Source organism: Pokkaliibacter sp. CJK22405 (genome assembly GCF_046614695.1).
GTDB lineage: Bacteria > Pseudomonadota > Gammaproteobacteria > Pseudomonadales > Balneatricaceae > Pokkaliibacter.
Genome location: NZ_JBKKHQ010000017.1, coordinates 35,980 through 60,811, shown reverse-complemented (window position 1 = coordinate 60,811; position 24,832 = coordinate 35,980). Strand labels below are relative to the sequence as shown.

Below are 24,832 nucleotides of genomic sequence, written 5' to 3'. Positions count from 1 at the left end.
ACTCAATCTGATCAAAAAATACAAAGGAAATATCAACCAACAAACTGGCACTCAGCAGCGGGAGGCCTCAGAAACTCATCACAACCCCGTAATCAGGGCAAACATCATGAGAAATCAATGCGTCAGGAAGACAGCAGCAAACAATCCATCTGAGCCTGTGTCGTCATAAGACTGCCAGAGTGAACCGCAAAGCACTCACCCGAACCGCGCCGGGTGAGTGCTGATAATAATCGAGATCAGGACTTCTCCTGCCCCGGAATGTCTGTGCGGAACCTGAAGTAGGAGTCGTTGATAAAGGTGTTATAGACCCCCTCGATGTTGAGCGGTAACCAGGCATCGTACATCTTGAGGTCTTTATAGGCAGGCAGGCGGATTTCCTGCTGGAGGGTCGGCAGGTCTTTCCCCGCCAGCATGCCGTCGCGCACTGCGGTATAAAGCGCCTCGATGTAACCGAGATACTGCTCAACATCTTCACGGCTGCCCTTCTCAGCATGGCCCCCGACAAAGAGATCAAAATCCGGCTCGGCCAGAATTTCGCGCGTCGAGCGAATCATGCCGTGGATGTCATATCCCTGCAGATCCTTGTAGGGCATGCGGCCAATCACAATCCAGTCGACCACATACATCACATTGGCGGGCATAAACCGCATGCTGATGGAGCCCCGGCCGTTATTCGGCCCGTGGTACTCAAGATCAACCCAGCTGTTGCCCAGAGAGACAGTCATCTTGTCCTTAAAGGTGACTTCCGGCATCGCCGTCGGCAACCTGGTCCAGGCGATATCTTCAGCGGCATAACGCTGAGCAACCACCGTGGCTCCGGCCGCCTTAAAAACCTCCCCCCCCAGAGTGTGATCAGCATGGTTATGGCTGTAGATCATGTACTTAATGGGCAGGTTAAATTCTTTCTGTAGCGCCGCCTTGAGCGAGGCTGCCGCTTCCGGGTTAATCGGGTCCGTCACAACAATGCCTTCGGTGGTCACCATAAAGACCGAGCGGTAGTTACCGGCGGTATAGCGATAGACGTTGTCCTTCATTTTGTCGATGGTGTACGCCGGTGCCGCCTGAACGGGCGCTGCCAGCAAAGACGCCATCAGCATGAGCGCGGTGCTCAGCGTCATCAGCCATGAAGCGCGTCGGGATAGCCCGGGATACGCCGAAGCGTGGGAAGATCGTGCGGGAAAAAGTCGAGTCACAGGGAAGTCTCCAGAGGTCGTCAGGCAGCTGGCACAAGGTTGTGACAGTGCCTTTGAGATATCGACGCACCGGTTAACCCCCGACACGCCGCCTAATGGCAACCTTCCTTCACTGTGGACTCAATGCGCACATATCAAGCAAAAGCGCCTGCAGGTTTCCCGGCAGGCGCTCTGATATCAGCGCGACTAACTGATTTAATGAGTGAGTGAGTAAAACTATTAGCTGCGCGGCTGATCATTCATATCGCGATAACCCTCGCGGCTGGCGATACGCTCGCACCAGGCGCGAATGCCGGGATAACGGCTCATATCAAAGCCGCCTTCATCCGCCACGTGGGTATAACCATAGAGGCAGATATCAGCGATGGTCAGACTATCGCCCACCAGATAATCCTGTTTGGACAGGGTTGCTTCCATCAGGTCCAGAGCCTTGTAACCGCCCTCAAACAGTTTCTCGTATTCGGCCTTACGCGCTTCGGGCATGTTCTGGAATACCTTGATAAAGCGCGCCACGGCAATTTTCGGTTCATGGCTGTACTGCTCGAAGAACAGCCATTCATACACCTTGGCTTTGGTGTAACGATCACTGGGTAAAAACGGCGTATCTTCGGCGAAATAGCCAAGAATGGCGTTGGACTCACTCAGTACCCGGCCATCTTCCAGCAGCACACTGGGAATCTTGCCATTGGGATTCATCGCCAGAAACTCAGGTGTGCGGCTCTCGCCTTTCATCACATCCGTGTTGATCCATTCATGCTCGATACCCAAAAAGGTCAGCAGCATTTTGACCTTGAAGCAGTTGCCCGATTGCAACATCCCAAAGACTTTCAACATAACGATTCCCCTGAAGGCTGGCGTGAAAAGCGGCGATGGCTCGCCGGTAACCGATCGTATTCCGAGCCACGTTTTTACCACGCCGCAGGGGTTATCGCCATGCCTACAGGCGGGCAGTGATACCGACCTTGGCGATGACAAGAATGTATGGTAATCCTCATGTTTCGTATGTAAATTGCAGAGCATCGGAAAGCCCGACTCAGGACGCCTTTCCCCCTTGCCTGCGCGGGAATCTCTCCCAAATACCCTGCAGGCTGAATCCATTCTGCTTTTACTCAGCACCGATGAGTCTCACCCACAGAGATCCCCGGTGGCTTCTGTCCCTTCAAGGAGAAAATAATGACAAACGGACAAGGTATTCACCCTCTGGCAGGCAAAGTCGCCGCCGTCACCGGCGCAGCGTCCGGTATTGGTCTGGCAAGCACAGAAATGCTGCTGGCGGCGGGCGCCCGCGTCATCATGGTCGATCGTGATGAGCAAGCGATGGCAGCGCTGATTGAAAAACACGGTGATCAGCTGATGGCACTGCCGCTGGACCTGCTGGATCCGGCCGCCTGCGCGACCCTGCTGCCGAGGATTCTGGAAATGGCGGGCCAGCTGGATATTTTCCACGCTAATGCTGGCATTTACGTTGGTGGTGATCTGGTCGATGCCGACAGCAGCGCCATCGACCGCATGCTGAACCTCAACGTTAACGTGGTGATGAAGAATGTCCACGACGTGCTGCCTCACATGATTGAACGCGGCGTCGGCGATATTATCGTCACCAGCTCACTGGCCGCGCACTATCCCACGCCGTGGGAGCCGGTCTACGCCTCCTCCAAATGGGCAATCAATTGCTTTGTACAGACGGTGCGCCGTCAGGTCTTCAAGCACGGCCTGCGCGTTGGCTCGGTGTCTCCCGGCCCGGTGGCGACAGGTTTGCTGTCTGACTGGCCCGCAGAAAAACTCAAGGAAGCCCGTGAAAGTGGCAGCCTGATTGAACCCAGCGAAGTGGCGGACACCATCCTCTTTATGCTGACTCGTCCGCGCCATGTGACCATTCGGGATGTGGTGCTGATGCCCACCAATTTCGACCTGTAATCGTCGTAAAAAGGGCTCGCTGTCAGGCGCTGACCAAGGCCTCTGACAGCCCCTTTGATGACAGGCAAAAGTGCAGAACTTTCAATGGATTGCGCAACCATCGCGCATTTTGAAATTGGCGTGATCCGTGGTGGAACTTAGCCCCCGGCGGTCACACTAAACAGACAGGTGCATCGCGTACGTCTTTCAGGTGCCCTGATAACTCTCTGGTAGCTTGACCGAGCCTGCATGGCGACCCGACCACACCTTCCTCGCCGGGTCGCCATGCAATCTCACCCTCTCCTTGCCGAATCCCTCTACTCTCAACACGACTACTCTCAGCCGCTTCGCAATCCCCCGTGGCGACACTTACTGACGCTGCTTAAGATCCGCCAGTACGGCTTTTTCCAGTGCCACCCGAGCCTTGGCATCGATGGCCGGCCACTTGGCTTCGGGCTCAAGCGCAAATGCCTGAGCAGGCGCATCCGGCTGCATCCAGCCTAGCCAACCCGGGTGATAATCCCGCGGAGTGGTCGTATCCCAAGCGGTCACCTGTTTGACCAGCGCCTGCATGTCGCCGCGATAGCGTCCAACCGCCTGGGCATAAGGCTGACCAAGGTAACGCGATACCCAGGATTCCATTCGTCCGCGAATCGGGCTGTCTGCCAGTTTTTCGGCATCGCTCAGGGCACGAAGATAACCCGCCGTCATCCAGAACATGGCCTGCTCGGCCTTATCCTTGTCATCACCTGCGGCCTCAAATTGCTGAAAACCCAGGCCAAAGAGGATGGGAGGCGCATACTTTTGTGGCGTGGTCTGAATTTTATCGACCATCGCCGGGGACTTGGCCATCAGTGCTTCCAGAGCCTGCCGCTGGAAGCGCACCTCCTCATCGGAAAGCGGAGTCACCGTGCGCGATGCCGTGGCATAGGTCGGGTTGGAATCCGGTTTGGGCGGGATGGACAGCGTCTGGGCATGGCTCGCACCCGCTGAGGTCAGCATCAGCGAAGCGAGAATCAGAGACAGGGGAAAGCGGGGAAATGCCATGGTTGCTCCTTGTGCCATCAAACCAGCCAGCGGATTTCGGCCTTGGGGCAGTGTAGCAACAGCGCGCTTTGATAAGAAAGGCAGAAGCAAGGAAGTCGCCCCGCGATCAGCGAAGCGTGACAGAGAATACAGAATTAGGGGGGAGTACGCGCAGAGTGAGAAGGAGTGGCTCAGGGCGAAGGCTTGCGGCTCAGCCAGATACCGTAATCATGATAGCTGCCCTGGGGTTGCTGCTGGCTGACCAGAAAACCCACCGGCTGTTGCTGATGGCTGGCAAGCACCTGTACTTCGGTGACGCCGCCAGAGACGGGGATTCCCAGTGTGGTCTTGGTTAACTCCACCGCATTGGCAGCGAGTTGGGCCAGTGTCTGCGCATGATGGTTTAACCAGTCGGCACTACGGCTTTCCTGACGGTTTGCCTCAGACTGCGCCATCGACCCCCAGCCCTGACACTGGCTGTTCTTCAGCGCATCGTCCTGCAGGCATTGATTACCAAAAGCGCCATAGGCAAACACCGCCGCCCGGCGCGCGGCATCATAGCGGATCAGGGAGGAATGCAGGGCATTGTCCACCAGGCTGTTCAGCCAGAGGCCACCGAGCTGCGCAGCAGCGATTGCTAACACCAGCGTTCTGACAACGGCAAAGCTCATTGATGCACCTTCCTGGAACTCCGCGATCCTGCGGCCCGACACCCTGCGGCAGCCGGAGCAGCTGCCGCTATGGGGGCGACATGATAGCGGTTTCCCGAACCGGGTTCATCAGTGTCCGCGTAAAAAGCAGCGGTAAATCAAGGTATTGGGCACCTACGGAGTCACAGGAAAGGCTTTTAGCTGGCGGTTATGCCAGGCCGACAACAGTACCAGTGCCGAGATCGCGCCGATCAGCGCCATCAGCATGTCGGACTGGGTATCCCAGACATAACCCTGCGTCCCGAGGAAGGCCTCGGCATCACGACCCGAAAGCAAGGCAACCCACCACTCGATCAACTCATAGAAGGCGCTGAAGGCCAGACAGATACTCACCACAAACACATGACACCAGGCCTGGCTTTTAACGACGGCACGGCGGATAAGAATCTCCCGCGCCAGAATCGCGGGCATAAAGCCCTGAAAGAAGTGCCCAAGCTTGTCGTAGTTATTGCGATCGCTACCGAACCAGCCATCAAAACCCGGCACCTTGGCATAGGTGTAATGGCCGCCGACCATCAGGATGATGCAATGCATCAGGATCAGCACATACAAAAGCGTAGTCAGAGGAAAGGGTTTGCGGGTTGCCGCCAGAACAGCAGCCCCGATAAAGGCAGGAATGACTTCAAGCCACCAGGTCGGACGATCAACCGGGTTTAACGCCGACCAGATGAGGACAAAAGCAAAAACGGCACTCCATAGCATGATCACACGGCATCCTTGCGCTGGCGCCAATTCGCCAGCGAGTCAGTTAAGCACAGGGGACGACTCATTCGCCCTTTTTCACTTTATGCTGACCGCCGCTGGCGTACTCAAGTTGTGGATAACAGCATCACCCTTAGCGAAAGCGATGCTCTTCCATGCTGCGCGGCACATCCGGCTGGTCATGTTTGTTCTGATACTCATACCATTCGCCCTGAGGCTCGCCCGCGTCAGGATCATCCTCGCCACCCACCTTATGCCAATACCGGTCATCATCAGGGTCATAGCCCGGGCTTTTGATCCCCCCAACTTCAAGCCGAATGTCACCCTCACCGAAAGAGTAGCGCGCCTTAACCCCCGACTTACGTGGGCGAGACCGGGGCAGCCCCGGTTCCGACAAACCAAACAGCAGGCAGAAGAAGCCAACAAACAGCATCACACCGCCACCAGCCATTTCGCCGAGGTACATACCGCCAGCGCCGATGGCCATCAGAACGTAACCAAACAGTCGTAACATCACTTGTTTCCCTGTGAAGTTAATCCCTCATTAATCACTTTCTCAGCAAGCTCAGTCGAAGCTACCGCCGCCAACGTCACAAGAGCCGCCCGAATCAAAAGAGCTTCCTCCATCGCAGATGGAACTGCCGCCATCACTGAATCCGCTGCCGGCATCGCTGAAAGAGCTCGCCACATCAGTGATTGAGAAGGCCTCAGGCCCGCTGAAGGCATTAGGGTTGTAACTGTGCGTCACGCCAAACCCAGAGACAAAGCTTTTACCGGGAAAGCATAAAATCACCAGAAAGAGCGTGACGATTGCTAACACCGCAGCCAACTGAGGAACAATGGCAAACAGACAGCCGTTAAATACCACCATCACCGGGGTAACGATGCGAAGAGACATACTTCCTCCCTGAAACTTATCCGCGAAACTCTCTTGCCCGCGTCAGTAGAGATTAATCGCAGCCACCACCGCCACCACCCGAGTCACAGGAGCCGCCCGAATCAAACGAGCCACCCGAATGGCCGCTGTAGGAATCTGACGAGATACCGCCAGGGCTATCGTTAATATAAACGCTGCCAGCGCCAGAGCCTGAACCAGGGCCAGTCACGGAGGTCAGCGATATAAGAAAGAGCATGGCGCCGCCGACCATCAGGACCAGGCCCGCGACCGGGCTGTCTTCCACAAAGAGATACATTCCACCACCTGCTAACAGCAGGCTAATTAATCGAAATAACATACTTCCTCCGTGAAGCTGACCATCCAAACGTATCGTGGCATATCACATCCCTGCGGTAAGAAAGGCGATGCCATCCCGGCACCGGATTTTTTGAAGGGGCGTAGCCTACTGCATCTGTGGATAAAATCGAAGCATAAAAAAACGCCAGCCTAAGCTGACGTTTTTCTGAAGATCGCAACAGATACGGGCTAAAGCCTATCCTGCGTGCTTCGTTCTCACTCAGTAATCCAGGTCACTGAGTGAGTTCAGGTTTAGTGAGACAGTGCGCGGAACTCGCCCTCGCTGTAGGTCGATTTACTGACCAGCCAGATCGCGATCCAGGACACCACAAAGCCCGGAATAATTTCATACACGCCGGGGCCACCCAGCACGCTCTTATCCCAACCCAAGGCAATCCAGATAATCACGGTCAGTGCACCGGTCACCAGACCAGCCACAGCACCACTACCGGACATGCGGGACCAGGTCAGAGACAGAATAATCAGCGGGCCAAAGGCAGCACCGAACCCAGCCCAGGCATGGCTGACCAGACCCAGTACTTCGGAGTTCGGGTCACCGGCAATAATCGCCGCAATCACACCGACCACCAGCACGCTCAAACGGCCGATCATCACGCTTTCCTTCTCGGTCGCATCCTTGCGCAGGAACAGACGGTAGAAATCTTCAGTCAGGGATGAAGACGACACCAGCAGCTGGCTGGAAATGGTACTCATGATCGCCGCCAGCAGTGCCGCATACAGGAAGCCGGTCACGTAGGGGTTAAACAGCAGGTTGGAAAGCACGATAAAGATGGTTTCCGGATCTTCCACGCTCAGGCCATTGCGCACTGCGTAGGCACGGCCAAACACGCCCAGGCAGATCGCACCGATCAGGGAAATCGCCATCCAGCTCATGCCGATATTACGCGCCGCCGGTACTTCCTTAACGGAGCGAACCGCCATAAAGCGCACGATGATATGCGGCTGGCCGAAGTAGCCCAGACCCCAGGTCACGGCAGACAGGAAGCCAAAGAAGGTCAGGCCATGGGTCCACGACAGGTAGTTAGGGTCCACGCTCGCCAGGGTTTCAGACGCCTGATCAAAGCCACCGCCGCCACTGCCAAACAGCACGACCAGCGGCATGATGATCAGTGCCAGCATCATGATGCAGCCCTGCACAAAGTCCGTCAGGCTCACAGCCAGGAAACCTCCGATAACGGTATAGGTCAGCACAATCGCCAGCGTCAGCCAGATACCAACGCTGTAGTCACTCATCGAACCAATATTGATCAGATCACCAAAGGCACTGGTAAAGAGCTTACCGCCCGCGACCAGACCTGAGGCGGTATACACCGCAAAGAAGATGACGATGATGATCGCCGAGACGGTACGCAGCGCCTGCGCCCGGGTCGGGAAACGGTTAGCAAGAAACTGGGGAATGGTCAGGCTGTTATCGTAACGTTCGGTCTGCTCACGAAGCCGGGGCGCGACGATAATCCAGTTAACAAAGGCACCCACAAACAAGCCGATGCCGATCCAGGCTTCCACCAGTCCGGTGGCAAACAGGGCGCCCGGTAAACCCAGCAGCAGCCAGCCGCTCATGTCCGAGGCGCCAGCAGAAAGTGCCGCTACCGAGGGGCTCAGGTTACGGCCACCCAGCATGTATTCTTCAGAAGAGGATGTGGATTTGCGCCAGGCATAAAAGCCGATCGCAATCATGAGTCCAAAATATAAAAGCAGGCTAATCCATACGCCTATCGCCATGGTCTTCCCCCAGTGGTGTTTCTCGTTGTTATGTCTATGACCGATGCCGTCATGACCGCACGAATACGCTCATCACGACACCCTGATCGCCCTGCAGCGCACCGCCAGTACGCTGCCCGCACTCCCAAAACAAGTACTTTCAGGAGTACGTTTTGATGGTGTTTGTTGAGGTGGTGGCAACCGGGTAAGAGCGCCACAACCTCAGGTTTTCAACGCACCAAAAGTGAGCATTTTACCGTTTCTGTAATCATCCATTTCAGTTATTTCAAGCCGAACGGACCAGAATTGTTGATCAAGACATCAGCCTGATTAATGAATGAAAGCCATCGAAACGGCATTTTTCGGGAGAATTGGACGACTGCGGCTTATGAGTCACGCTTTTCATACTTGCGCATCGGCATGCGATCAATATCGTTAAACAACAGCTCCAGATTCAGTGCATCCAGCCGGTTCTTCACCCCGCCATCCTTGCCGATCAACAGCACCTTGCCGGGGCTCAGGCCATAGCGTTCACGAGTATTGCTGAGCAAGGCCGGGTCCAGATCACCGGAATAGTTGGTCAGGGTTTGCTCTGGCTGAAAGACAAACCAGACCACATCACGATCCTGAACCTCGGCCTGCTGACGCTCAAAGACGCTGGCCGCGCTGTCAGGATTGGCGGTTTCATCCACCACGATGATGCGGTTTTTCCATTGCAGGCTGGTGAGATCCGTCAGGGTGGCGGCAACGCCGGAAGTCGACGCTGTGCCTGCAAGCAGGGCAAGGGTTAAAGGCAGGGTTTTCATGGCATGGCTCTCTGCGCAGTGGTTAAAAAAGCGGCAACCCTGTGCTGATAGGGTCTGAGCTTTGCGCAGGCAACCGAGGGAAGGCGCCAACCGGGCCGAAGGTCTCCGCCCTAAGGGATCAGATATCGAGTGAGTGTGGTTAGTGGCGACGGCGGGCGGCTTTGAACATCCGGCTTTTCATCGCGTCCTCTGGACCACGAATGGCGTAATACAGCGTCAGGCTGCCAAACACCGGCATCACGATAAAATAGAGCCGCGCGTCCCTGGCCTCAGGCATCGGCTGCTCGCCGAATACCAGCACGGCCAGCACCTGATAAAGAAAGGTCATCAGCAGCGCAAGGCCCAGCCCAAAAGAGATAAAACGCAGCAGCGTGCGTAAAAAGATGGTCATCGCGGTTCGCTTTCCCTGAGTCTGACTCTGCGATTGTGGCAACGCCCAATCACCTGCAGGCGTGCGTGACTTCACTGCCACCCTAATTATTTCAGCTTCTTCTGCCAGAACAGCGCATGGCCGCTGATTTCCCCCAGCTCATAACCGGCAAAACCGAACTTGCGATAGGCATTCTGCGCGATGTCATTATTGCTCAGCACTTCCAGCGTCAGTTTGCAGCAGCCTTTACGACGGGCGATTTCCTCAACCTTATCCAGCATTTTCTGGCTTAAGCCCAAGCCCCGAAACTCAGGGTGTACGGCGATATCGTGGATATTGACGATGGGTTTGGCGGCAAAGGTCGAAAAGCCTTCAAAGCAATTGGTCAGCCCCGCAGGCTTGCCATCGACATAGGCCAGTACCGAAAACGCGTGAGGCAACTGCGCCAGTTTACTGACCAGCACCTCCCGCACCTCAGCCGACAACGGCTCACTGCCGCCCATCGGGTCCAGCGCATAGGCATTCAGTAGCTCAGGAATATCGCGCTGGTGCTGCGGGTTATGGTAGTCGGCTTCGAGAATTTCGATGGGCATGGCAAAAGCATCCTGACAGTACGGGCAAATACTCCCCAGCCTAACGCAGAAAATACACCGCCAAAAGGGCCACTTTGGCTGAAATTCCTGTAACGGCACACCACTGGACGCAGGGTGCAGCCTCGCCGATAGTCATAGGCTGCTGCCACCCAAAAGAGGGATTTGCCTTGTACCTGCCTACGCCATTTAAGCAAGACGATGAAGATGAGTTACTTCGCCTGATGCAGGCGTACCCCTTTGCGACACTGGTCACTCACACTCAGGGGGCTGGTGAACAAGGTGCAGCATCATTAGCGCTGGAGGCGAATCATCTGCCTTTGCAGGTGAAGAACGTCGATGGTGCACTCGTGTTGCAAGGGCATATCGCCAAAGCTAATCCTCTGTGGAAACACCTGCAGGAGGGCTCGCCAACCCTCGTTATCTTCCACGGACCGGATTGCTATATTTCGCCCAACTATTACCCAAGTAAAAAAGACACCGGCAAAGAAGTACCCACGTGGAATTACGCCGTTGTCCATGTCCACGGCACGCTTCACTTCCGGCAGGAACCTGAGTGGTTATTGGCGTTGCTGGACCAGCTCAGCACCACCCATGAAGCCAGCCAGCCTGAACCCTGGAGCATTCACGATGCGCCAGAGGAGTACATTCAGGCGATGCTGAAGGCTATCGTCGGTATTGAGATAAAGGTGACGTCACTGACCGGCAAGTGGAAACTTGGGCAGAATAAAACCGAGCAGAATCGTCGCGGGATGGCGGAGCATTTAGCGCAAAGTGATGATGCAAAGGAGAGAGAAATTGCAGCTATAGTTAACTATCAGCTAAACATTAGGAATACAGAAAATGGGTAGTTACTCAGAAGGCATATCAAAAAGAATAGGACAAGTAAAAATACAAGAAGGCCACTGTCTGATTTGTGGTTTTTTTAAAAAACTAACAGAAGATCATGTTCCACCTCGAGGATCTGTAATAATCACGAAGACGGAACAAAGGTTAATTTGCGAAGTTCTTGGCACAAGTTCAGAAAAAATAAAAGGCATAGTATCCAAGAATGGCAGTAAATTTAAAACTATATGTAAAGATTGCAATAGCTCTCTAAGCTTAGGGGACTCTGAAATTGCTCGGGTATGCCGAGAGCTTACACCAATGATTAAAAATTACTTTCAATCAGGGACTGATCTTTTCAGTACCAAATATATTAAGTTTGATGCTGTTAAATATATAAGAGGTATGATTGGTCATATTCTATCAGCAACTAGTGTTAATGAATGTAAAAGCCGACCTATAGCTACCGACTATTTCACCCCACTTCAAAATTTTGTATTAGGAGATGACGAAGCCATAAGTAATACGCATGATATTTACTATTGGTTTTATCCACTTAAAAAACATGTTAGCGCTAAGCTAGTAGTATTTTTCAATAATGGAAATATATGCAGAATGAGTTTACTTTCATTCTTTCCTATTGCTTTTTTATTAGTAGAAAAAGGTAAAGGAATATTTCCTGCGCAGGCAAAGGAACTCAAAATTTCTAGTACGGATTTAGCAATTGACTTGAGCCAAAGAAACATAAGTTACTCAAGCTTTCCATTTGCAGAGCTGAAAGGAAATCAATTTTATCTCGCTGAAGATGCTCAATGTATCGTCAGTTATCCAATAGGTCAGTAGAAATAACCTCAACCCATTTAACCCTTACCTTATTCAGCTCCCATTTCACCGTATCGACCCCTTGTACCATAGCAACTACTTCGCTGTGCAAGACCTGCTCATGAATGTCCACAAGCTAAACGCGTCCGGCGATCACAACTGCCGCCGGATAGCACCAACCATGGGGAAAGCCACACCAAACGCCTTCTAGCGCTGGCAGGTCGTGCAATAAAAGCTGGCGCGCTGGCCGATGACTTTCTTTTTAATCTCATGACCACAGATACGGCAGGGTTCGCCTTCACGGCCATAGACATAGAGCTGTTGCTGGAAGTAGCCGGGTTTGCCATCGCCACCGACAAAGTCGCGCAAGGTCGTCCCACCCTGGGTAATGGAGCGGTCGAGCACTTCCTTGATGCAGTCCGCCAGCCGGTTGTAACGCTCACGGCTGATGGAGCCTGCGGCCTTGGTCGGCAGAATGCCAGCCATAAAGAGGGATTCGCTGGCGTAGATATTCCCGACACCGACGACGTTGTGATTGTCCATCACAAAGGTTTTGACGCTCTGGGTTTTGCCCCGCGAGCGGATAAAGAGGTGTTCGCCATCAAAGGCGTCAGACAGCGGTTCTGGCCCAAGCTTGATCAGCAGTTCATGGCTGAAAGGGTCATCCCCCGCCCAGAGCCAGGCGCCAAAGCGGCGCGGGTCGGAATAACGCAGCACCTGACCATCGGCCATTTCCAGCTCCACATGGTCGTGCTTTAAGCGTTCTTCGTCTTTGGGTGACAAGCGCAAACTGCCGGACATACCAAGGTGAACCAGCAAGGTGCCGGCGGTGGTGGTCATCAGCAGGTATTTGGCGCGACGCTCTATTTTCAGGAACGTCGCGCCCGTCAGGCGTTCCACCAGGTCGACAGGAATCGGCCAGCGCAGCGTCGGGTGATGCACCCGCGCCGCCAGTACCTGTTTTTCCAGCAAATGCGGGCTAATGCCGCGCCTTGTCGTTTCGACCTCGGGAAGCTCTGGCATCGCTTATTCGCCGCGCTCAGCCAGTTCTGCCAGCGCACGGGCGGTGGCCGCACGTACCTGATTCGGCGCAGTGCCACCGATGTGGTCACGGGCCGCAACAGAACCTTCAAGGCTCAGTACATCAAAGACATCGTCATTGATGTGGTCAGAGAACTGACGCAGTTCTTCAAGGCTCATCTGTGACAGGTCCTTGCTGGTCTGGATGCCGTAAGCAACGGACTTACCGACGATTTCATGGGCATCACGGAAGGCCACGCCTTTGCGCACCAGATAGTCGGCCAGGTCAGTCGCGGTGGCAAAACCACGCAGGGCCGCTTCACGCATCACGTCTTTACGGGGCTTCAGGGCTGGCACCATGTCGGCGAAAGCGCGCAGGCAGCCTTTAACGGTGTCGATGCTGTCGAACAGCGGCTCTTTGTCTTCCTGATTGTCCTTGTTGTAGGCCAGTGGCTGACCTTTCATCAGGGTCAGCAGGTTGATCAGGTTGCCGTTGGTACGGCCTGATTTACCGCGCACCAGCTCGGGCACGTCAGGGTTTTTCTTCTGCGGCATGATGGAAGAACCAGTGCAGAAGCGGTCAGGCACGTCGACAAAGTTGAACTGGGCAGATGTCCACAGCACCAGCTCCTCAGAGGCGCGGGACAGGTGCGTCAGCAGCAAACTGGCCGCGGCGCAGAACTCGATAGCGAAGTCACGGTCAGACACCGCATCCAGCGAGTTATAGGAAGGACGCTCAAAACCCAGCAGCTCGGCGGTCATATGGCGGTCAATCGGGTAGGTCGTACCGGCCAGTGCGGCAGACCCCAACGGCATGATGTTGACGCGCTTGCGGGTGTCCACAAAACGCTCGAAATCACGCTGCAGCGCTTCGTACCATGCCATCAGATGGTGGCCGAAGGTCACAGGCTGCGCGGTTTGCAGGTGGGTGAAGCCCGGCATGATGGTGTCGGCTTCCTGCTGCGCCAGCGTCGCCAGACCGTGCTGCAGACGGGTCAGTTCAGACAGAATCTGGTCGATTTCATCACGCACGTAGAGGCGCACATCAGTGGCGACCTGGTCGTTACGTGAGCGACCGGTGTGCAGCTTTTTACCGGCGATGCCGATTTTCCTGGTCAGGGCCGCTTCAATGTTCATGTGCACATCTTCAAGGGCGACAGACCATTCAAACTGGCCACGCTCGATTTCGATCAGGATTTCCTCAAGACCGCGCAGGATGTCATCGCGCTCGTTGTCGGTGAGCACACCGACTTTGCACAGCATCTTGGCGTGGGCGATGGAACCCTGAATGTCTTGTCGGTAGAGGCGTTTGTCGAAGTCCACGGAAGCGGTGAAACGGGCGACAAAGGCATCGGTGGCTTCACTGAAGCGGCCACCCCATTGCTGGTTGGTCTGATCAGACATTGCAGGCATTCCCATCGGTTGGTGTCAGAGGCACGTGCCTCTGCAAAAATGATGGGCAGAATTATACGGGCAGAGCGCCGCAAAGCTCAAAAGTCTTTGCCGCATGGTCGGGAATGCGGGCCGCACGACGAAAAGAACCGCTGCCCTGCTCTTCCAAAAAACGACAACTGAATCAGGCAGGCACCAGCACCCAGGCGAGAATGTCGTTCTCATAACCATCGCTGGTCTTGTACTCGCGATAACCGCCCGAAGCCGCCATGCCCAGCAGATAGCCTTCGTTATCCAGCTCCAGCCATTGGGAGGCGACCTCGCCACAAGGCAGTTTCGCCAGATGAGCAGGCACCGCAAGATGATGCCCCGGCGCGTAGCGTTCATCCGAGCAGGACAACACCACGCCTTCGCGAGTCGTGAAGACGCTAAAGCAGCCCTGCACGATCTCCCCTTCCTCACTGCGCGGCAGCACATCCTGCAAAATGGCGCGGAACTGGGGTTCGCTGTCAAAGACAATGCCGATCCCACCGACGATACGCGCATCATTCTCGGGGTGGCGCACTGCGGCGTTGTAAACATAGGTCGCGCGGTTTTCGTAGCAGGCAAAGGGCTGAAAGGCCGAGACGCTGTAATCCTGATGGTCTTTCAGTTGCAGCGCCTGATCCGCGCCGCTGTGATCCTCTGCGCGCGTTCCCAGCAGATGGCCGTGAGTATCTCCGGAGAACGCCACCAGCCGGTGGTTATCATCATAAAGATACAGGGTCGTATACACCGTATAGAGCGCATTGATCTGGTTCAGCACCCGGCTCATCAGCGCCGGATTACCTTCTGCCGAGTGTTTTTGCAGCAGCGCCATGTGTTCACGCAGCACCGGGTTCAGCGCCCACCAGCGACAATCATTGGCGCGCTCGTAAAGGTTACGGTCGAGAATATCCACCGCCAGCGCAGCCTGCAGGCGGACTTCATCCAGCTGTCCTTCCATCGCGGTGGAATAGAGCGAGTCGATGGATTCTGAAAACACCGTATCAATGTCACGGCCAATGCGCTTGATGGCCTCCAGCACCGGCATAAATTCAGCGGATTCCTTACGGGCCGCAGTGATAATGCCATTCAGCACAATCAGCTCCAGCTCGTTGTTGATCAGCGTCGAGGTGCGGCGGATATCGCCCAGCTCACCGGCAAACAGCGGATGGCTGTCCATGTCACTCTTGTTGATCACCGACTGATCCGACTTGCCCGCGCCGACCTGACGTACCAGTTCGCCATTAAACAGATCCAACGGCATCAGCATCACCGCACGCCAGCCTTGCGGACCGGCATAGCCCTGATACGGCTGACCGGTTGCCGAGGTCATCAGATATTCCTTGCCCTGCCAGTTAAAGAACACCGGACGGCGGCTGGAGGTTAAACGTGTCGCCAGCGGAATACGGCGGCTGTCGCTGGAGGCAATAACCTGATGCGCATCATTCAGAAGCACCAGCAAACGGGAATCCTGCGCGCTGACCAGCTTGGAGAAAATGCCCTGCATTTCGTTCTGGAAGCGGAAGCACAGGCAAATCACCCCGACGACACGGCCCTGATATTCCACCCGGTGGGCGTAAATCAGGTGGTCGTTACTGTCATTGAAAAGATCCATCGGCCCGAAGGCTTCGACAAAGTCCTCATCGCCTTTGAGCGCACGACGCAGCATCGGCGATGCCGTCACCTGCGCCTGCTGGGCGGTATCCAGCCGGGCCTTCACCTGACCGTCCGGCGTCAGCAGCACCACATCGTCGTACACGGAATATTTCGCCACGTAGGCATGCAGGCGATGGCGAATGGCCAGCGCATCATCCTGAGTGACTTCCTCACTGGCGAGAAAAGCCCCGACATCATCATCCAGCGCGAGAAAGCCAATATCCGCCGTACGCTCAAAAAGGTTGCGGATCAGCACATCAATGGCCATCTGGCAGCGGGTCTGATCATGCAGAATGGCCTTGCGAACATGCTCGCGCACCAGCGAGGCAATCAGCCGCCCCTGCAGCTCGTTGAAGCGCTGCTTGGCGGTGTCCATATCCTCAAGAATGGTGGCCGCCACATCGAGGCTGTTGATCTTGCCGATCAGGGCGATTTTTCCCCACCAGTCACTGAGGGAACGCAGACTGCGCTCGTAGGTATCCACCTGACGGATCAGGGTTTTCAGTTTGCGCTGATGGACTTCCAGGAACTGTTCCATAAGGCCTTGCTCATCTTGCTAAATGCTATTCATTCTCTCTTAGCAAAGGCTTTGCCATGGGCACTTTTCGTAGGGATTTACTTACAGGGAATCCCTTACCTGTCAGCCAGGATTATCAGGGTAACGCTACCTTACAAAACCCCATCAAAACCTGCACAAAACCGTGCGCTGCCGTGGCGCAAAACCGTGAATCAATCATGAAGAGTGATCCGTCCGGGAGCGGATTATGCCCGGAAACGGGCGATAACCCCCCGAAAACCCCTGCAAAACTCCTCTTTGGCGACACGACAGTTTTGGCATGACAGGGTTGTGAGAAAGTTCGTCGCCGTTAGTTCGGATCGCGTGATTAGCGCCATGGCCTGTGCTATTCATAGGGCACTAAAGCAGTGCCTGAGCGCACCTGTCAGCCCTCTGGCAACAGCGGGCAATCGGCATCAGCAAAGCACCAACGTCAGCCGTGACCTGACTGTCGGGCTTCTCGCCTGCCGCTGCTGAAGACACCGTTCAGATCCCAATAAAAAATGACCAACAAGAACGCGCAAAGCGTCAGCAACCACCCGCCGAGGCATGAGGTAAGCATTAAATGAGAACCTTGAAAGGCAAGCTTTTGCTGCTCACGAGTATTGTGATACTCGGAGTCACCGCACTACTGACCGGCTCCTCCTACTGGGAGATGAAGAAAAACCTGCACGAGCATGTCTCCCAGACCGTTAACCTCATCAACACCCAGACGGCGGGCAAAATCGCCGAATGGCTGGACGGTAAAAAGTCTGCCATCGCCGCCGTTGCCACTGCCCAGCCTGCAGCCGACAGCCTGACTCAGGCGCTGACGATCGCTCATAAGGGCGGGCGTTTCTCACTGGCCTATGCCGGTTTTGACGATGGCCAGATGGTCTACGATGACGGCCGTACCCCGCGCGAAGGCTACGACCCCCGCAAGCGTCCCTGGTATCAGCTGGCGCAGCAGACAGAAGCGCTCTCCATCACTAAACCCTATATCGACGCCACCACCGGCGGTCTGGTGATTACCGTGGTACAGCCCGGTAAGGATGGCGCGGGCAAGCGTTATGGTGTGTACGGCGGTGATGTCTATATCGATGACATCGTCAAAACCGTGTTGGCCCTGCCTCTGGGCAAAGCCGGCGCGGCCATGCTGCTCGACAGTGAAGGCGATGTGATTGCCTATCGCAATAAAGAACAGGTGATGAAGCCTTTCAGCCAGGTGATCAAGGGCATCAGCACTCAGGATCTGACCCGGCTGGACAGCGACACTGAGCTGACGGCCATTGAACTTGAAGGCGAGAACAAGCTTGCCCGCGTGACTCATATTGCCGGTAGCGACTGGTATCTGCTCTCCGCGGTGGACCCAAAAGAAGTCTTTGCACCACTGGATACGCTGGTGCTGCGTGCCGCTGCCATTGCACTGGTCACGCTGCTGGTGTGTCTGCTGCTGGTCTATCTCGGCGTGACCCGTCTGCTGCGTCCGCTGGATGATGTCTCACTGGCACTGGATGACATGGCCGATGGCAAAGGCGATCTGACCCGTCGTCTAGAAGTGCTGCGCAATGATGAAATCGGCGCCATTGCCACCGGATTCAATAACTTTATCAATTACTTACAGCCGATTTTGCAACGCGTCGGCACCGCCGGTGAAGGTGTGCGCATCGAGGCGGGCCGTGCCAATGGCAATGCCACTGACATGGCCCATGAAATCTCCCAGCAACAGCAGGAGATTGATCAGGTCGCCACCGCCATGCAGGAAATGGCCAGCACCGCGCTGGAAGTCGCCCGTCATGCGGAAGAAACCGCCACGGCCGCCAAGCAGTCCTCCTCGCTCTGCCTGCAGGGCATGCAACAGGTTTCACGTAACCGGGATTCCATTCAAACCCTGGCCAGCGAAATTGAAGCCTCAACCGGGCTGATCACGGACCTTAACAAACATGCCCAGAGCATCAGCAGCATTCTGACCACCATTCAGGGCGTGTCGGAACAGACCAACCTGCTGGCCCTGAACGCCGCCATTGAGGCCGCCCGTGCTGGCGAACAAGGCCGTGGTTTTGCCGTGGTCGCCGATGAAGTGCGCGAGCTGTCGCAGCGTGCCCATAAAAGCACCGAGGAAATCCAGACCGTTATCAGCCAGCTGCAAAGCATGACCAAAGCTGCCGCTAACCGCATGGAAGTGAGTTTTGAACTGGCCAACACCAGCGTCACCGATGCGGATGCAGCGAAGCAGAACATGAACGAGGTGACCCAGGGCATCGAGCAGATCAGCCAACGCTCCATTCAGATCGCCAGCGCCGCCGAAGAGCAACGCGCCGTCACCGACGATATCAGCCGCAATATGCTGGCGATAAAAGAAGTGGCCGACCAGCTCACCGCCGGCGCAACCCAGACCCGCCAAAGCTCCGAGCGCCTGACGCAGGTCGCCGAAAGCCTGCAACAGGAAATGGGCAAGTTCCGCCTGCATTAAGGTTGGCATAGCCAGAAAGCAAAACAGCAGGCGTAAAAGCCTGCTGTGAAAAACTTAGCTATACAAATGAAAAATTTATTAGCATATGATAAATTTCTTTAAATTCTAATATTAATACAGTAAAAAACACTATTCAAAACACATAAAAACCTTGAAGTTAATTCTATTAATAACGCATACAGGATTGGCATGGGAAGCATTAGAACTTTATTAGCAATCTCCGTCGTATTCGCTCACACTTATGGATATATTTTTGTGGGTGGACAGACTGCTGTACAGTTATTTTATATAATTTCAGGATATCTAATATCATACATTCTTATAGAAGCAAAAAGTTATCCGGAAATATTAGCTTTTTATAAAAATCGCTTTCTGAGACTTTTTCCAACATACTGGACAGTAGCATTCATAACTTTTTCACTATATGCCTTAGCATCGTTCTTTTTGAAAAAACCTGCCGGACCATTAGAAACTTTTAGCCTATTAGACCCAGTCGGCAAAATAGCTTTAGCGGTAACAAATATAACACTCCTTGGGCAAGATTGGATTATGTTCACGGGTGTCAGAGATGGAACTTTTGAATTTGTAGGAAATTTTAGGCTTAGTGATATAGAGGTCTATACAGGATTATTAGCACCTCAAGCTTGGACATTAGGTGTGGAGCTAACTTTTTATATTATCGCACCATTTATTTTGCCCAGAAGAAAAATCTTATTTATTTTACTTTTTTTATCTCTATCCTTACGCTTATATTTTTTTAAAATAGGAATCATCTTTCAAGACCCTTGGTCATACCGTTTCTTTCCAACTGAATTATCTTTCTTTATACTTGGCGCACTTTCACATCAGTACTTAGCACCTTGGTATAATAAGAAAAATTTTATCACCGCACGAAATTCTAACACTTTCACAACCATTATCTTTATATGCTGCGCAGGTTTATTCCTTGCACCTCACAAGAATATTGCAACATTATTACTTCTCGCTATTTTTATTATAACCTTACCTTTCCTCTTTCATTTTAACAGTCAGAAAGCATGGGATAAAAATATAGGAGAATTAAGCTACCCTATTTACATCAGCCACATGTTAGTAGTAATGATCTTCAATAAACTTTATAAAACAATTGGTTTACCAGAGAGAACATTAACTTACTCGCTGATAATAATAATCACCACTACAATATTTAGCTTAATTATTAATAACTACATTGGAAAGTTTGTAGAAAAGCGAAGACACAAAATAAAGAACACTCAAAGCTTTTTAGCTCCACTCAAATAGCTTTATATTGTTTTCAAATTAATATTAAAAATTATTTTTTGATCGTAAAAGATACTCAGCAGAGCCACTATTACAATGTCTAACATCAATATGCTTGCAATAGCAATATTCGCCGAAAGCCTGCAACGGGAAATGGGCAAGTTCCGCCTGCACTAAGGACTTGGCATAGCCAGAAAGCAAAACAGCAGGCGTAAAAGCCTGCTGTTTTTTTATGTACCGGAAACTGCATAAAACCGCCGCATCAAAACTGAAGGTCAAAGGCTGGCCATTCACATCAGCACTTCCCTCAATGGCGCACCCTGAATAGGAGAAGTAATCGTGCAACTCTTGCTGGGTGACTTGCCTTCCCTTCGCAAGAATATGCTCCAGCACCTGTTGGCTGATCACGGGGCATTCGTAGCCATATCGGCTCGTCACGGCGAAGTCGCTGTGCAGTTTGGTAAACGTAAGAGGCTGGCGCAGGTTAGTCACCGATGCGTGACTGGCGCAGCCACATTGAGAGCAACAACCATCAGCCAGAGTAAAAATCGGATCGTCATTTGCTCATCCTTGAGGCAGGTAAAGCGCCAATAAAAAAGCTCCTCTGCATGAGACAAAGGAGCCTTTTTATAACTTCTGGCTCGTTACCACCGCAATGTCCGTGGTTCGCTTTCCCCTTCAAGGAAAAGATGGCCGATGCGGGGGCGCACCAGCACGGTGTCGCCGCGTTGCAGATGGCGGCTTTCCCATTCGGCGTGGCTGATGCCGACTTCCCAGCAATCGCCTTCAAAGCCCTGGGGTTGCAGTTCAAGGCGTACTTCGGCGCCGACGGGGCTGACGCTGACCACGCGAAACGGCAGCTGTGCGTTGTCGTTACCGAGGCTGCAGACTTCCAGCTCGTGGGAGCGCAAATATAGCTGCGCCTCGCCCTGCACCGGACTTGGCAGCTTGACCCAGGCATCACCGCTTTGCAGGCGACCATCGACGATATTGCCTTTGAGGGCATTGCTGTGGCCGAGGAAGTCGAACACGAAGCGGCTTTTCGGCTCGGCATAGACCGCATGGGGCGCGCCGACCTGTTCGATATGGCCCTGACTCATGACGACCACGCGGTCCGAGACTTCCAGCGCTTCTTCCTGATCATGGGTGACGAATACGCTGGTGAAGTGCAGTTCGTCGTGAATCTCGCGCAGCCAGCGGCGCAGTTCTTTGCGCACCTTGGCATCCAGCGCGCCGAAAGGTTCATCCAGCAGCAGCACGCGCGGTGACATGGCCAGCGCACGGGCCAGGGCGACACGCTGACGTTGTCCGCCTGAGAGCTGAGCGGGCAGGCGTTCTGCCATCGCAGCCAGCTGTACCATTTCCAGCAGGTTCATGACCTTGCTGCGAATTGCCTCTTCATTGGGGCGTTCACGCCGTGGCAAGGCCCGCAGACCAAAGGCGACGTTTTCAAACACCGTCATGTGGCGAAACAGGGCGTAATGCTGGAAGACGAAGCCGACGCGGCGGTCACGCACATGCACGGAGGAGACATCCTGATCAGCAAAGAGCACACGGCCGCTGTCCTGCTGTTCCAGCCCGGCGATAATCCGCAGCAGCGTGGTTTTGCCGGAGCCCGACGGGCCGAGCAGCCCGACCATTTCGCCTTCGCTGATATCCAGCTGGATGTCCTGCAAGGCGTGGTAGCCACCGAAGTGCTTGTTCACCTTATCAATCGTAATACTCATGGTGATTCCTTCGCCGTAATCCGAATCAGTGCGCGCCGCGGCGTCGCTGACGACGGCCCTGACGCCATTCAAGCAGCGCCTTGGCGATCAGTGTTAAGAGGGCCAGCAGCGCCAGCAGTGAAGCGCAGGTAAAGGCGCCCACGGAGTTGTAATCCTGATAGAGCTGTTCGACTTGCAGAGGCAGGGTGGTGGTTTCACCGCGAATGGCACCGGACACCACCGATACCGCACCGAACTCGCCCATGGCGCGGGCATTGGTGAGAATCACACCGTACAGCAGTGCCCAGCGAATCCGCGGCAGCGACACGCGAAAGAACACCGTCCAGCCGCGCGCGCCCAGGGTAACGGCCGCCTCTTCCTCTTCACTGCCCTGCGCCTGCATCAGCGGAATCAGCTCACGGGCGACAAAGGGACAGGTGACGAAAATGGTGACCAGCACAATGCCCGGCCAGGCGAACATAAGCTGAATATCCTGATCCGCCAGCCAGCTGCCCACCGGGCTTTGGCTGCCATAGAGCAGCAAATAGAGCAAACCGGCGACGACGGGCGAGACCGCAAAGGGAATGTCGATCAGGGTCATCAGCAGCTTGCGGCCGGGAAAGCGGAAATGGGTGACGGCCCAGGCCAGCGCGATACCAAAAATCAGGTTCACCGGCACGGTAATCAGCGCCACCAGCAGGGTCAGGCTAATCGCCGCGAGGCTGTATTCATCCACCACATTGGTGACCCAACCCTGTACGCCATTGCCGAAGGCCTGCACAAAAATGCTCACCAAGGGCACGACCAGCATGATCAGCGTCAGCACGATGGCCAGCGTAATCAGCCCCCACTTCACCAGTGGCTGAGTGCCCACGCGCAGGGTTTTCGTAGAATGTGACATAACCCTCTCCTAGCGACCTTGCAGGCGTTTAAACCAACGGCTTTGCCAGGCGTTGATCAGGAACAGCAGCACCAGCGATACCAGCAGCACCACCGAGGCAATGGCGCTGGCCGCGCCGTAATCGAACTCCTGCAGACGCACGAAGATCATGAGGGAGATGATTTCCGACACATAAGGCATGTTACCGGCGATAAAGACCACCGCACCGTACTCGCCAAGGCTGCGCACAAAGCTCAGGGCCACGCCGGTCATCAGCGCAGGCCAGAGCGCCGGAAAGACCACTTTGCAGAACACGCGCCAGTCACTGGCGCCAAGGCTAATGGCCGCCTCTTCATATTCAGGAGCGAGATCTTCCAGCACCGGCTGCACCGTTCGCACCACAAAGGGCAAGCTGGTGAACGCCATCGCCACGATGATGCCCAAGGGCGTATAGGCGACTTTAATGCCGACGCTTTCCAGCCACTGACCGTACCAGCCATTGCCTGACCAGAGGGTCGCCAGGGTAATACCGGCCACCGCCGTCGGCAGGGCAAACGGCAAATCCACCAGCGCATCCATCAGGCGGCGACCGGGGAATTCATAACGCACCAGCACCCACGCCAGCAGCAGGCCGACAAAGGCGTTGGCGACGGAGGCAATCAGCGCCGCCAGCAGCGTCACCTTATAGGAGGCGACGACGCGGGCATCGGTAATGACGGCCCAATACTGCGCCAGACTCATGTCCTGCATCTGCACAAAAAGCCCCGACAGGGGCAGTAGCAGAATCAGGGCCACAAACAGCAGACTGACGCCCAGGCTCAGACTGAGCCCGGGCAACACCCGCTTGGAACCGCTTGCGGTCAGCAGGGCCATCGTGATTAGCGGGCCTGCAGCTGATCAAGGATGCCGCCAGAGGCGAAGTGTTCCTTGTTCAGTTTGTCCCAGCCGCCGTATTCCGCCACATCAAACAGCTCAACTTTAGGGAACTGGGCGGCGGTCTCTTCAACCACTTTGGGGTTATGCACCCGGTAGTTGAAAGTGGTCAGCAGGCGCTGGGCAGGCTCGCTGTAAAGGTAGTTCAGGTACTCTTTGGCAAGCTCGGCATTGCCGTTCTTCTCGGCGTATTTATCCACAACGGCCACGGGGAACTCCGCCAGAATGGACTGCGGCGGTACGATCACTTCGTAGTCGCTTTCGCCGTACTGCTTACGGATGTTGTTCACTTCGGATTCAAAGCTGATCAGCACATCGCCAATACCGCGCTCAATAAAGGTGGTGGTCGCACCACGGCCACCGGTATCAAATACGGCTACGTGGCTGAGGAAGCTCTTCACGAATTCGCGGGTTTTGGCATCGTCGTGACCGTAGGTTTTATCCGCAAAGCCCCAGGCGGCCAAATAGGTGTAACGGCCATTGCCGGAGGTTTTCGGGTTGGGGAACACCATTTTTACGTCGGACTTAACCAGGTCATCCCAGTTCTTGATGCCTTTAGGGTTACCCTTGCGCACCAGAAACGCGGTGGTGGAATAGTAAGGCGAGCTGTTGTTGGGGAAGGCTTTCTGCCAGTCAGCAGGAATCAGGTTGCCCTTGTTGTGCAGCATGTCGACATCCGTCACCTGATTGTAGGTGACCACATCGGCACGCAGCCCTTGCAGAATGGCCTGCGCCTGCTTGGAGGAACCGCCGTGGGACTGTTTGATTTCCACGGTTTCGTTGTGCTCTTCCTGCCAGTGCTTGGCAAACAGCGGGTTATAGGCCGCGAAGAGTTCACGGGCAATATCGTAAGAACTGTTCAGCAGGGTACGGTCTTCGGCGTGACTTACGCTTGCCGCCAGCGCCAGGGTCGCAGCACCCAGCCATTTCAGGGACAGTTTCATCGGTGACTCCAGTGGTCGCTGGCAAAACACGCCACAGGCGCTTTCGCTCAGACAGAATTAGCAATGTGTTGGGGAGTTAATAGTCACCATGCTAATAGAACTAATCTGGATAT

At 54.6% G+C, this 24,832-nt stretch carries 26 protein-coding genes; 6 read left to right on the top strand and 20 right to left on the bottom strand.

The genetic code is table 11. The features are described from left to right. Positions 1-236: 236 nt before the first annotated feature. Both ACKC9G_RS13305 and ACKC9G_RS13300 read right to left on the bottom strand, forming a co-directional pair. Complete coding sequence (locus ACKC9G_RS13305) at positions 237-1,193, bottom strand: MBL fold metallo-hydrolase (protein WP_411406159.1); 957 nt, start codon at positions 1,191-1,193, stop codon at positions 237-239. Positions 1,194-1,412: 219 nt separating this feature from the next. Further along, the gene (locus ACKC9G_RS13300; protein WP_411406157.1) at positions 1,413-2,027 is read right to left on the bottom strand and encodes a glutathione S-transferase family protein; all 615 of its coding nucleotides are present in this window, start codon (positions 2,025-2,027) and stop codon (positions 1,413-1,415) included. Between the two features lie 339 nt (positions 2,028-2,366). Here ACKC9G_RS13300 and ACKC9G_RS13295 point away from each other — a divergent pair, with 339 nt between their 5' ends. Continuing rightward, positions 2,367-3,110: an SDR family oxidoreductase gene (locus tag ACKC9G_RS13295; protein ID WP_411406155.1), complete on the top strand. Its 744-nt coding sequence runs from the start codon at positions 2,367-2,369 to the stop codon at positions 3,108-3,110. Between the two features lie 348 nt (positions 3,111-3,458). On the opposite strand, the gene ACKC9G_RS13290 is transcribed toward ACKC9G_RS13295, so the two are convergent. The 10 genes from ACKC9G_RS13290 to ACKC9G_RS13245 all read right to left on the bottom strand — a co-directional run bounded on the left by ACKC9G_RS13290 (position 3,459) and on the right by ACKC9G_RS13245 (position 10,252). Next, positions 3,459-4,136, bottom strand: a complete 678-nt coding sequence (locus ACKC9G_RS13290; RefSeq protein WP_411406153.1) for a hypothetical protein — start codon at positions 4,134-4,136, stop codon at positions 3,459-3,461. 170 nt (positions 4,137-4,306) lie between these two features. Beyond that, entirely contained in the window at positions 4,307-4,786 is a 480-nt protein-coding gene (locus ACKC9G_RS13285; RefSeq protein WP_411406151.1) for a hypothetical protein, read from the bottom strand. Positions 4,787-4,939: 153 nt separating this feature from the next. After that, positions 4,940-5,527 (bottom strand): DUF2238 domain-containing protein, encoded by a 588-nt coding sequence (locus tag ACKC9G_RS13280; protein ID WP_411406149.1) that lies wholly within the window; start codon positions 5,525-5,527, stop codon positions 4,940-4,942. A 133-nt stretch (positions 5,528-5,660) separates the two neighbouring features. Beyond that, on the bottom strand, positions 5,661-6,041 hold the full coding sequence (locus ACKC9G_RS13275) for a hypothetical protein (RefSeq protein WP_411406147.1): 381 nt from the start codon (positions 6,039-6,041) through the stop codon (positions 5,661-5,663). A gap of 51 nt (positions 6,042-6,092) precedes the next feature. After that, positions 6,093-6,425 (bottom strand): hypothetical protein, encoded by a 333-nt coding sequence (locus ACKC9G_RS13270; protein ID WP_411406145.1) that lies wholly within the window; start codon positions 6,423-6,425, stop codon positions 6,093-6,095. A gap of 52 nt (positions 6,426-6,477) precedes the next feature. Further along, complete coding sequence (locus tag ACKC9G_RS13265) at positions 6,478-6,762, bottom strand: hypothetical protein (RefSeq protein WP_411406143.1); 285 nt, start codon at positions 6,760-6,762, stop codon at positions 6,478-6,480. Positions 6,763-7,013: 251 nt separating this feature from the next. Continuing rightward, on the bottom strand, positions 7,014-8,504 hold the full coding sequence (gene putP, locus ACKC9G_RS13260; RefSeq protein ID WP_411406141.1) for a sodium/proline symporter PutP: 1,491 nt from the start codon (positions 8,502-8,504) through the stop codon (positions 7,014-7,016). 365 nt (positions 8,505-8,869) lie between these two features. Then, a complete protein-coding gene (locus ACKC9G_RS13255; RefSeq protein WP_411406139.1) occupies positions 8,870-9,289 on the bottom strand; it encodes a DUF4174 domain-containing protein in 420 nt (139 codons plus the stop codon). Positions 9,290-9,428: 139 nt separating this feature from the next. Further along, on the bottom strand, positions 9,429-9,680 hold the full coding sequence (locus ACKC9G_RS13250; RefSeq protein ID WP_411406137.1) for a hypothetical protein: 252 nt from the start codon (positions 9,678-9,680) through the stop codon (positions 9,429-9,431). A gap of 86 nt (positions 9,681-9,766) precedes the next feature. After that, positions 9,767-10,252 (bottom strand): GNAT family N-acetyltransferase, encoded by a 486-nt coding sequence (locus ACKC9G_RS13245; protein ID WP_411406135.1) that lies wholly within the window; start codon positions 10,250-10,252, stop codon positions 9,767-9,769. Between the two features lie 167 nt (positions 10,253-10,419). Here ACKC9G_RS13245 and ACKC9G_RS13240 point away from each other — a divergent pair, with 167 nt between their 5' ends. Both ACKC9G_RS13240 and ACKC9G_RS13235 read left to right on the top strand, forming a co-directional pair. Then, positions 10,420-11,100, top strand: a complete 681-nt coding sequence (locus ACKC9G_RS13240) for an FMN-binding negative transcriptional regulator (protein WP_411406133.1) — start codon at positions 10,420-10,422, stop codon at positions 11,098-11,100. After that, positions 11,093-11,917 carry a hypothetical protein gene (locus ACKC9G_RS13235; RefSeq protein WP_411406131.1) on the top strand — a complete coding sequence of 275 codons (825 nt, stop codon included), beginning with the start codon at positions 11,093-11,095 and terminating at the stop codon, positions 11,915-11,917. Before ACKC9G_RS13240 ends, ACKC9G_RS13235 begins: the two co-directional genes overlap by 8 nt. Positions 11,918-12,103: 186 nt before the next feature. Here ACKC9G_RS13235 and mutM read toward each other — a convergent pair whose 3' ends face one another. The 3 genes from mutM to ACKC9G_RS13220 form a co-directional block, all read right to left on the bottom strand. Continuing rightward, positions 12,104-12,919 carry a bifunctional DNA-formamidopyrimidine glycosylase/DNA-(apurinic or apyrimidinic site) lyase gene (gene mutM, locus ACKC9G_RS13230; RefSeq protein WP_411406129.1) on the bottom strand — a complete coding sequence of 272 codons (816 nt, stop codon included), beginning with the start codon at positions 12,917-12,919 and terminating at the stop codon, positions 12,104-12,106. A 3-nt stretch (positions 12,920-12,922) separates the two neighbouring features. Continuing rightward, positions 12,923-14,320, bottom strand: a complete 1,398-nt coding sequence (argH, locus tag ACKC9G_RS13225; protein WP_411406127.1) for an argininosuccinate lyase — start codon at positions 14,318-14,320, stop codon at positions 12,923-12,925. A 172-nt stretch (positions 14,321-14,492) separates the two neighbouring features. Beyond that, positions 14,493-16,526, bottom strand: a complete 2,034-nt coding sequence (locus ACKC9G_RS13220) for a cache domain-containing protein (RefSeq protein ID WP_411406125.1) — start codon at positions 16,524-16,526, stop codon at positions 14,493-14,495. Between the two features lie 309 nt (positions 16,527-16,835). On the opposite strand from ACKC9G_RS13220, the gene ACKC9G_RS13215 reads away from it, so the two are divergent. From ACKC9G_RS13215 to ACKC9G_RS13205, 3 genes are all read left to right on the top strand, one after another. Beyond that, positions 16,836-17,021, top strand: coding sequence for a hypothetical protein (locus ACKC9G_RS13215; protein WP_411406123.1), 186 nt, complete (start codon positions 16,836-16,838; stop codon positions 17,019-17,021). Between the two features lie 88 nt (positions 17,022-17,109). After that, positions 17,110-18,996 carry a methyl-accepting chemotaxis protein gene (locus ACKC9G_RS13210; protein WP_411406121.1) on the top strand — a complete coding sequence of 629 codons (1,887 nt, stop codon included), beginning with the start codon at positions 17,110-17,112 and terminating at the stop codon, positions 18,994-18,996. Between the two features lie 189 nt (positions 18,997-19,185). Further along, a complete protein-coding gene (locus tag ACKC9G_RS13205; RefSeq protein WP_411406119.1) occupies positions 19,186-20,277 on the top strand; it encodes an acyltransferase family protein in 1,092 nt (363 codons plus the stop codon). A 24-nt stretch (positions 20,278-20,301) separates the two neighbouring features. Here the strand turns inward: ACKC9G_RS13205 and ACKC9G_RS13200 are convergent, their stop codons facing one another. The 5 genes from ACKC9G_RS13200 to cysP form a co-directional block, all read right to left on the bottom strand. Continuing rightward, entirely contained in the window at positions 20,302-20,748 is a 447-nt protein-coding gene (locus ACKC9G_RS13200; protein ID WP_411406117.1) for a hypothetical protein, read from the bottom strand. Between the two features lie 152 nt (positions 20,749-20,900). Beyond that, positions 20,901-21,983: a sulfate/molybdate ABC transporter ATP-binding protein gene (locus ACKC9G_RS13195; RefSeq protein ID WP_411406115.1), complete on the bottom strand. Its 1,083-nt coding sequence runs from the start codon at positions 21,981-21,983 to the stop codon at positions 20,901-20,903. A 25-nt stretch (positions 21,984-22,008) separates the two neighbouring features. Beyond that, positions 22,009-22,863, bottom strand: coding sequence for a sulfate ABC transporter permease subunit CysW (cysW, locus tag ACKC9G_RS13190; protein ID WP_411406113.1), 855 nt, complete (start codon positions 22,861-22,863; stop codon positions 22,009-22,011). 9 nt (positions 22,864-22,872) lie between these two features. After that, the gene (gene cysT, locus ACKC9G_RS13185) at positions 22,873-23,715 is read right to left on the bottom strand and encodes a sulfate/thiosulfate ABC transporter permease CysT (RefSeq protein WP_411406111.1); all 843 of its coding nucleotides are present in this window, start codon (positions 23,713-23,715) and stop codon (positions 22,873-22,875) included. 5 nt (positions 23,716-23,720) lie between these two features. Continuing rightward, positions 23,721-24,719: a thiosulfate ABC transporter substrate-binding protein CysP gene (gene cysP, locus ACKC9G_RS13180; protein WP_411406109.1), complete on the bottom strand. Its 999-nt coding sequence runs from the start codon at positions 24,717-24,719 to the stop codon at positions 23,721-23,723. Between the last annotated feature and the right edge of the window lie 113 nt (positions 24,720-24,832).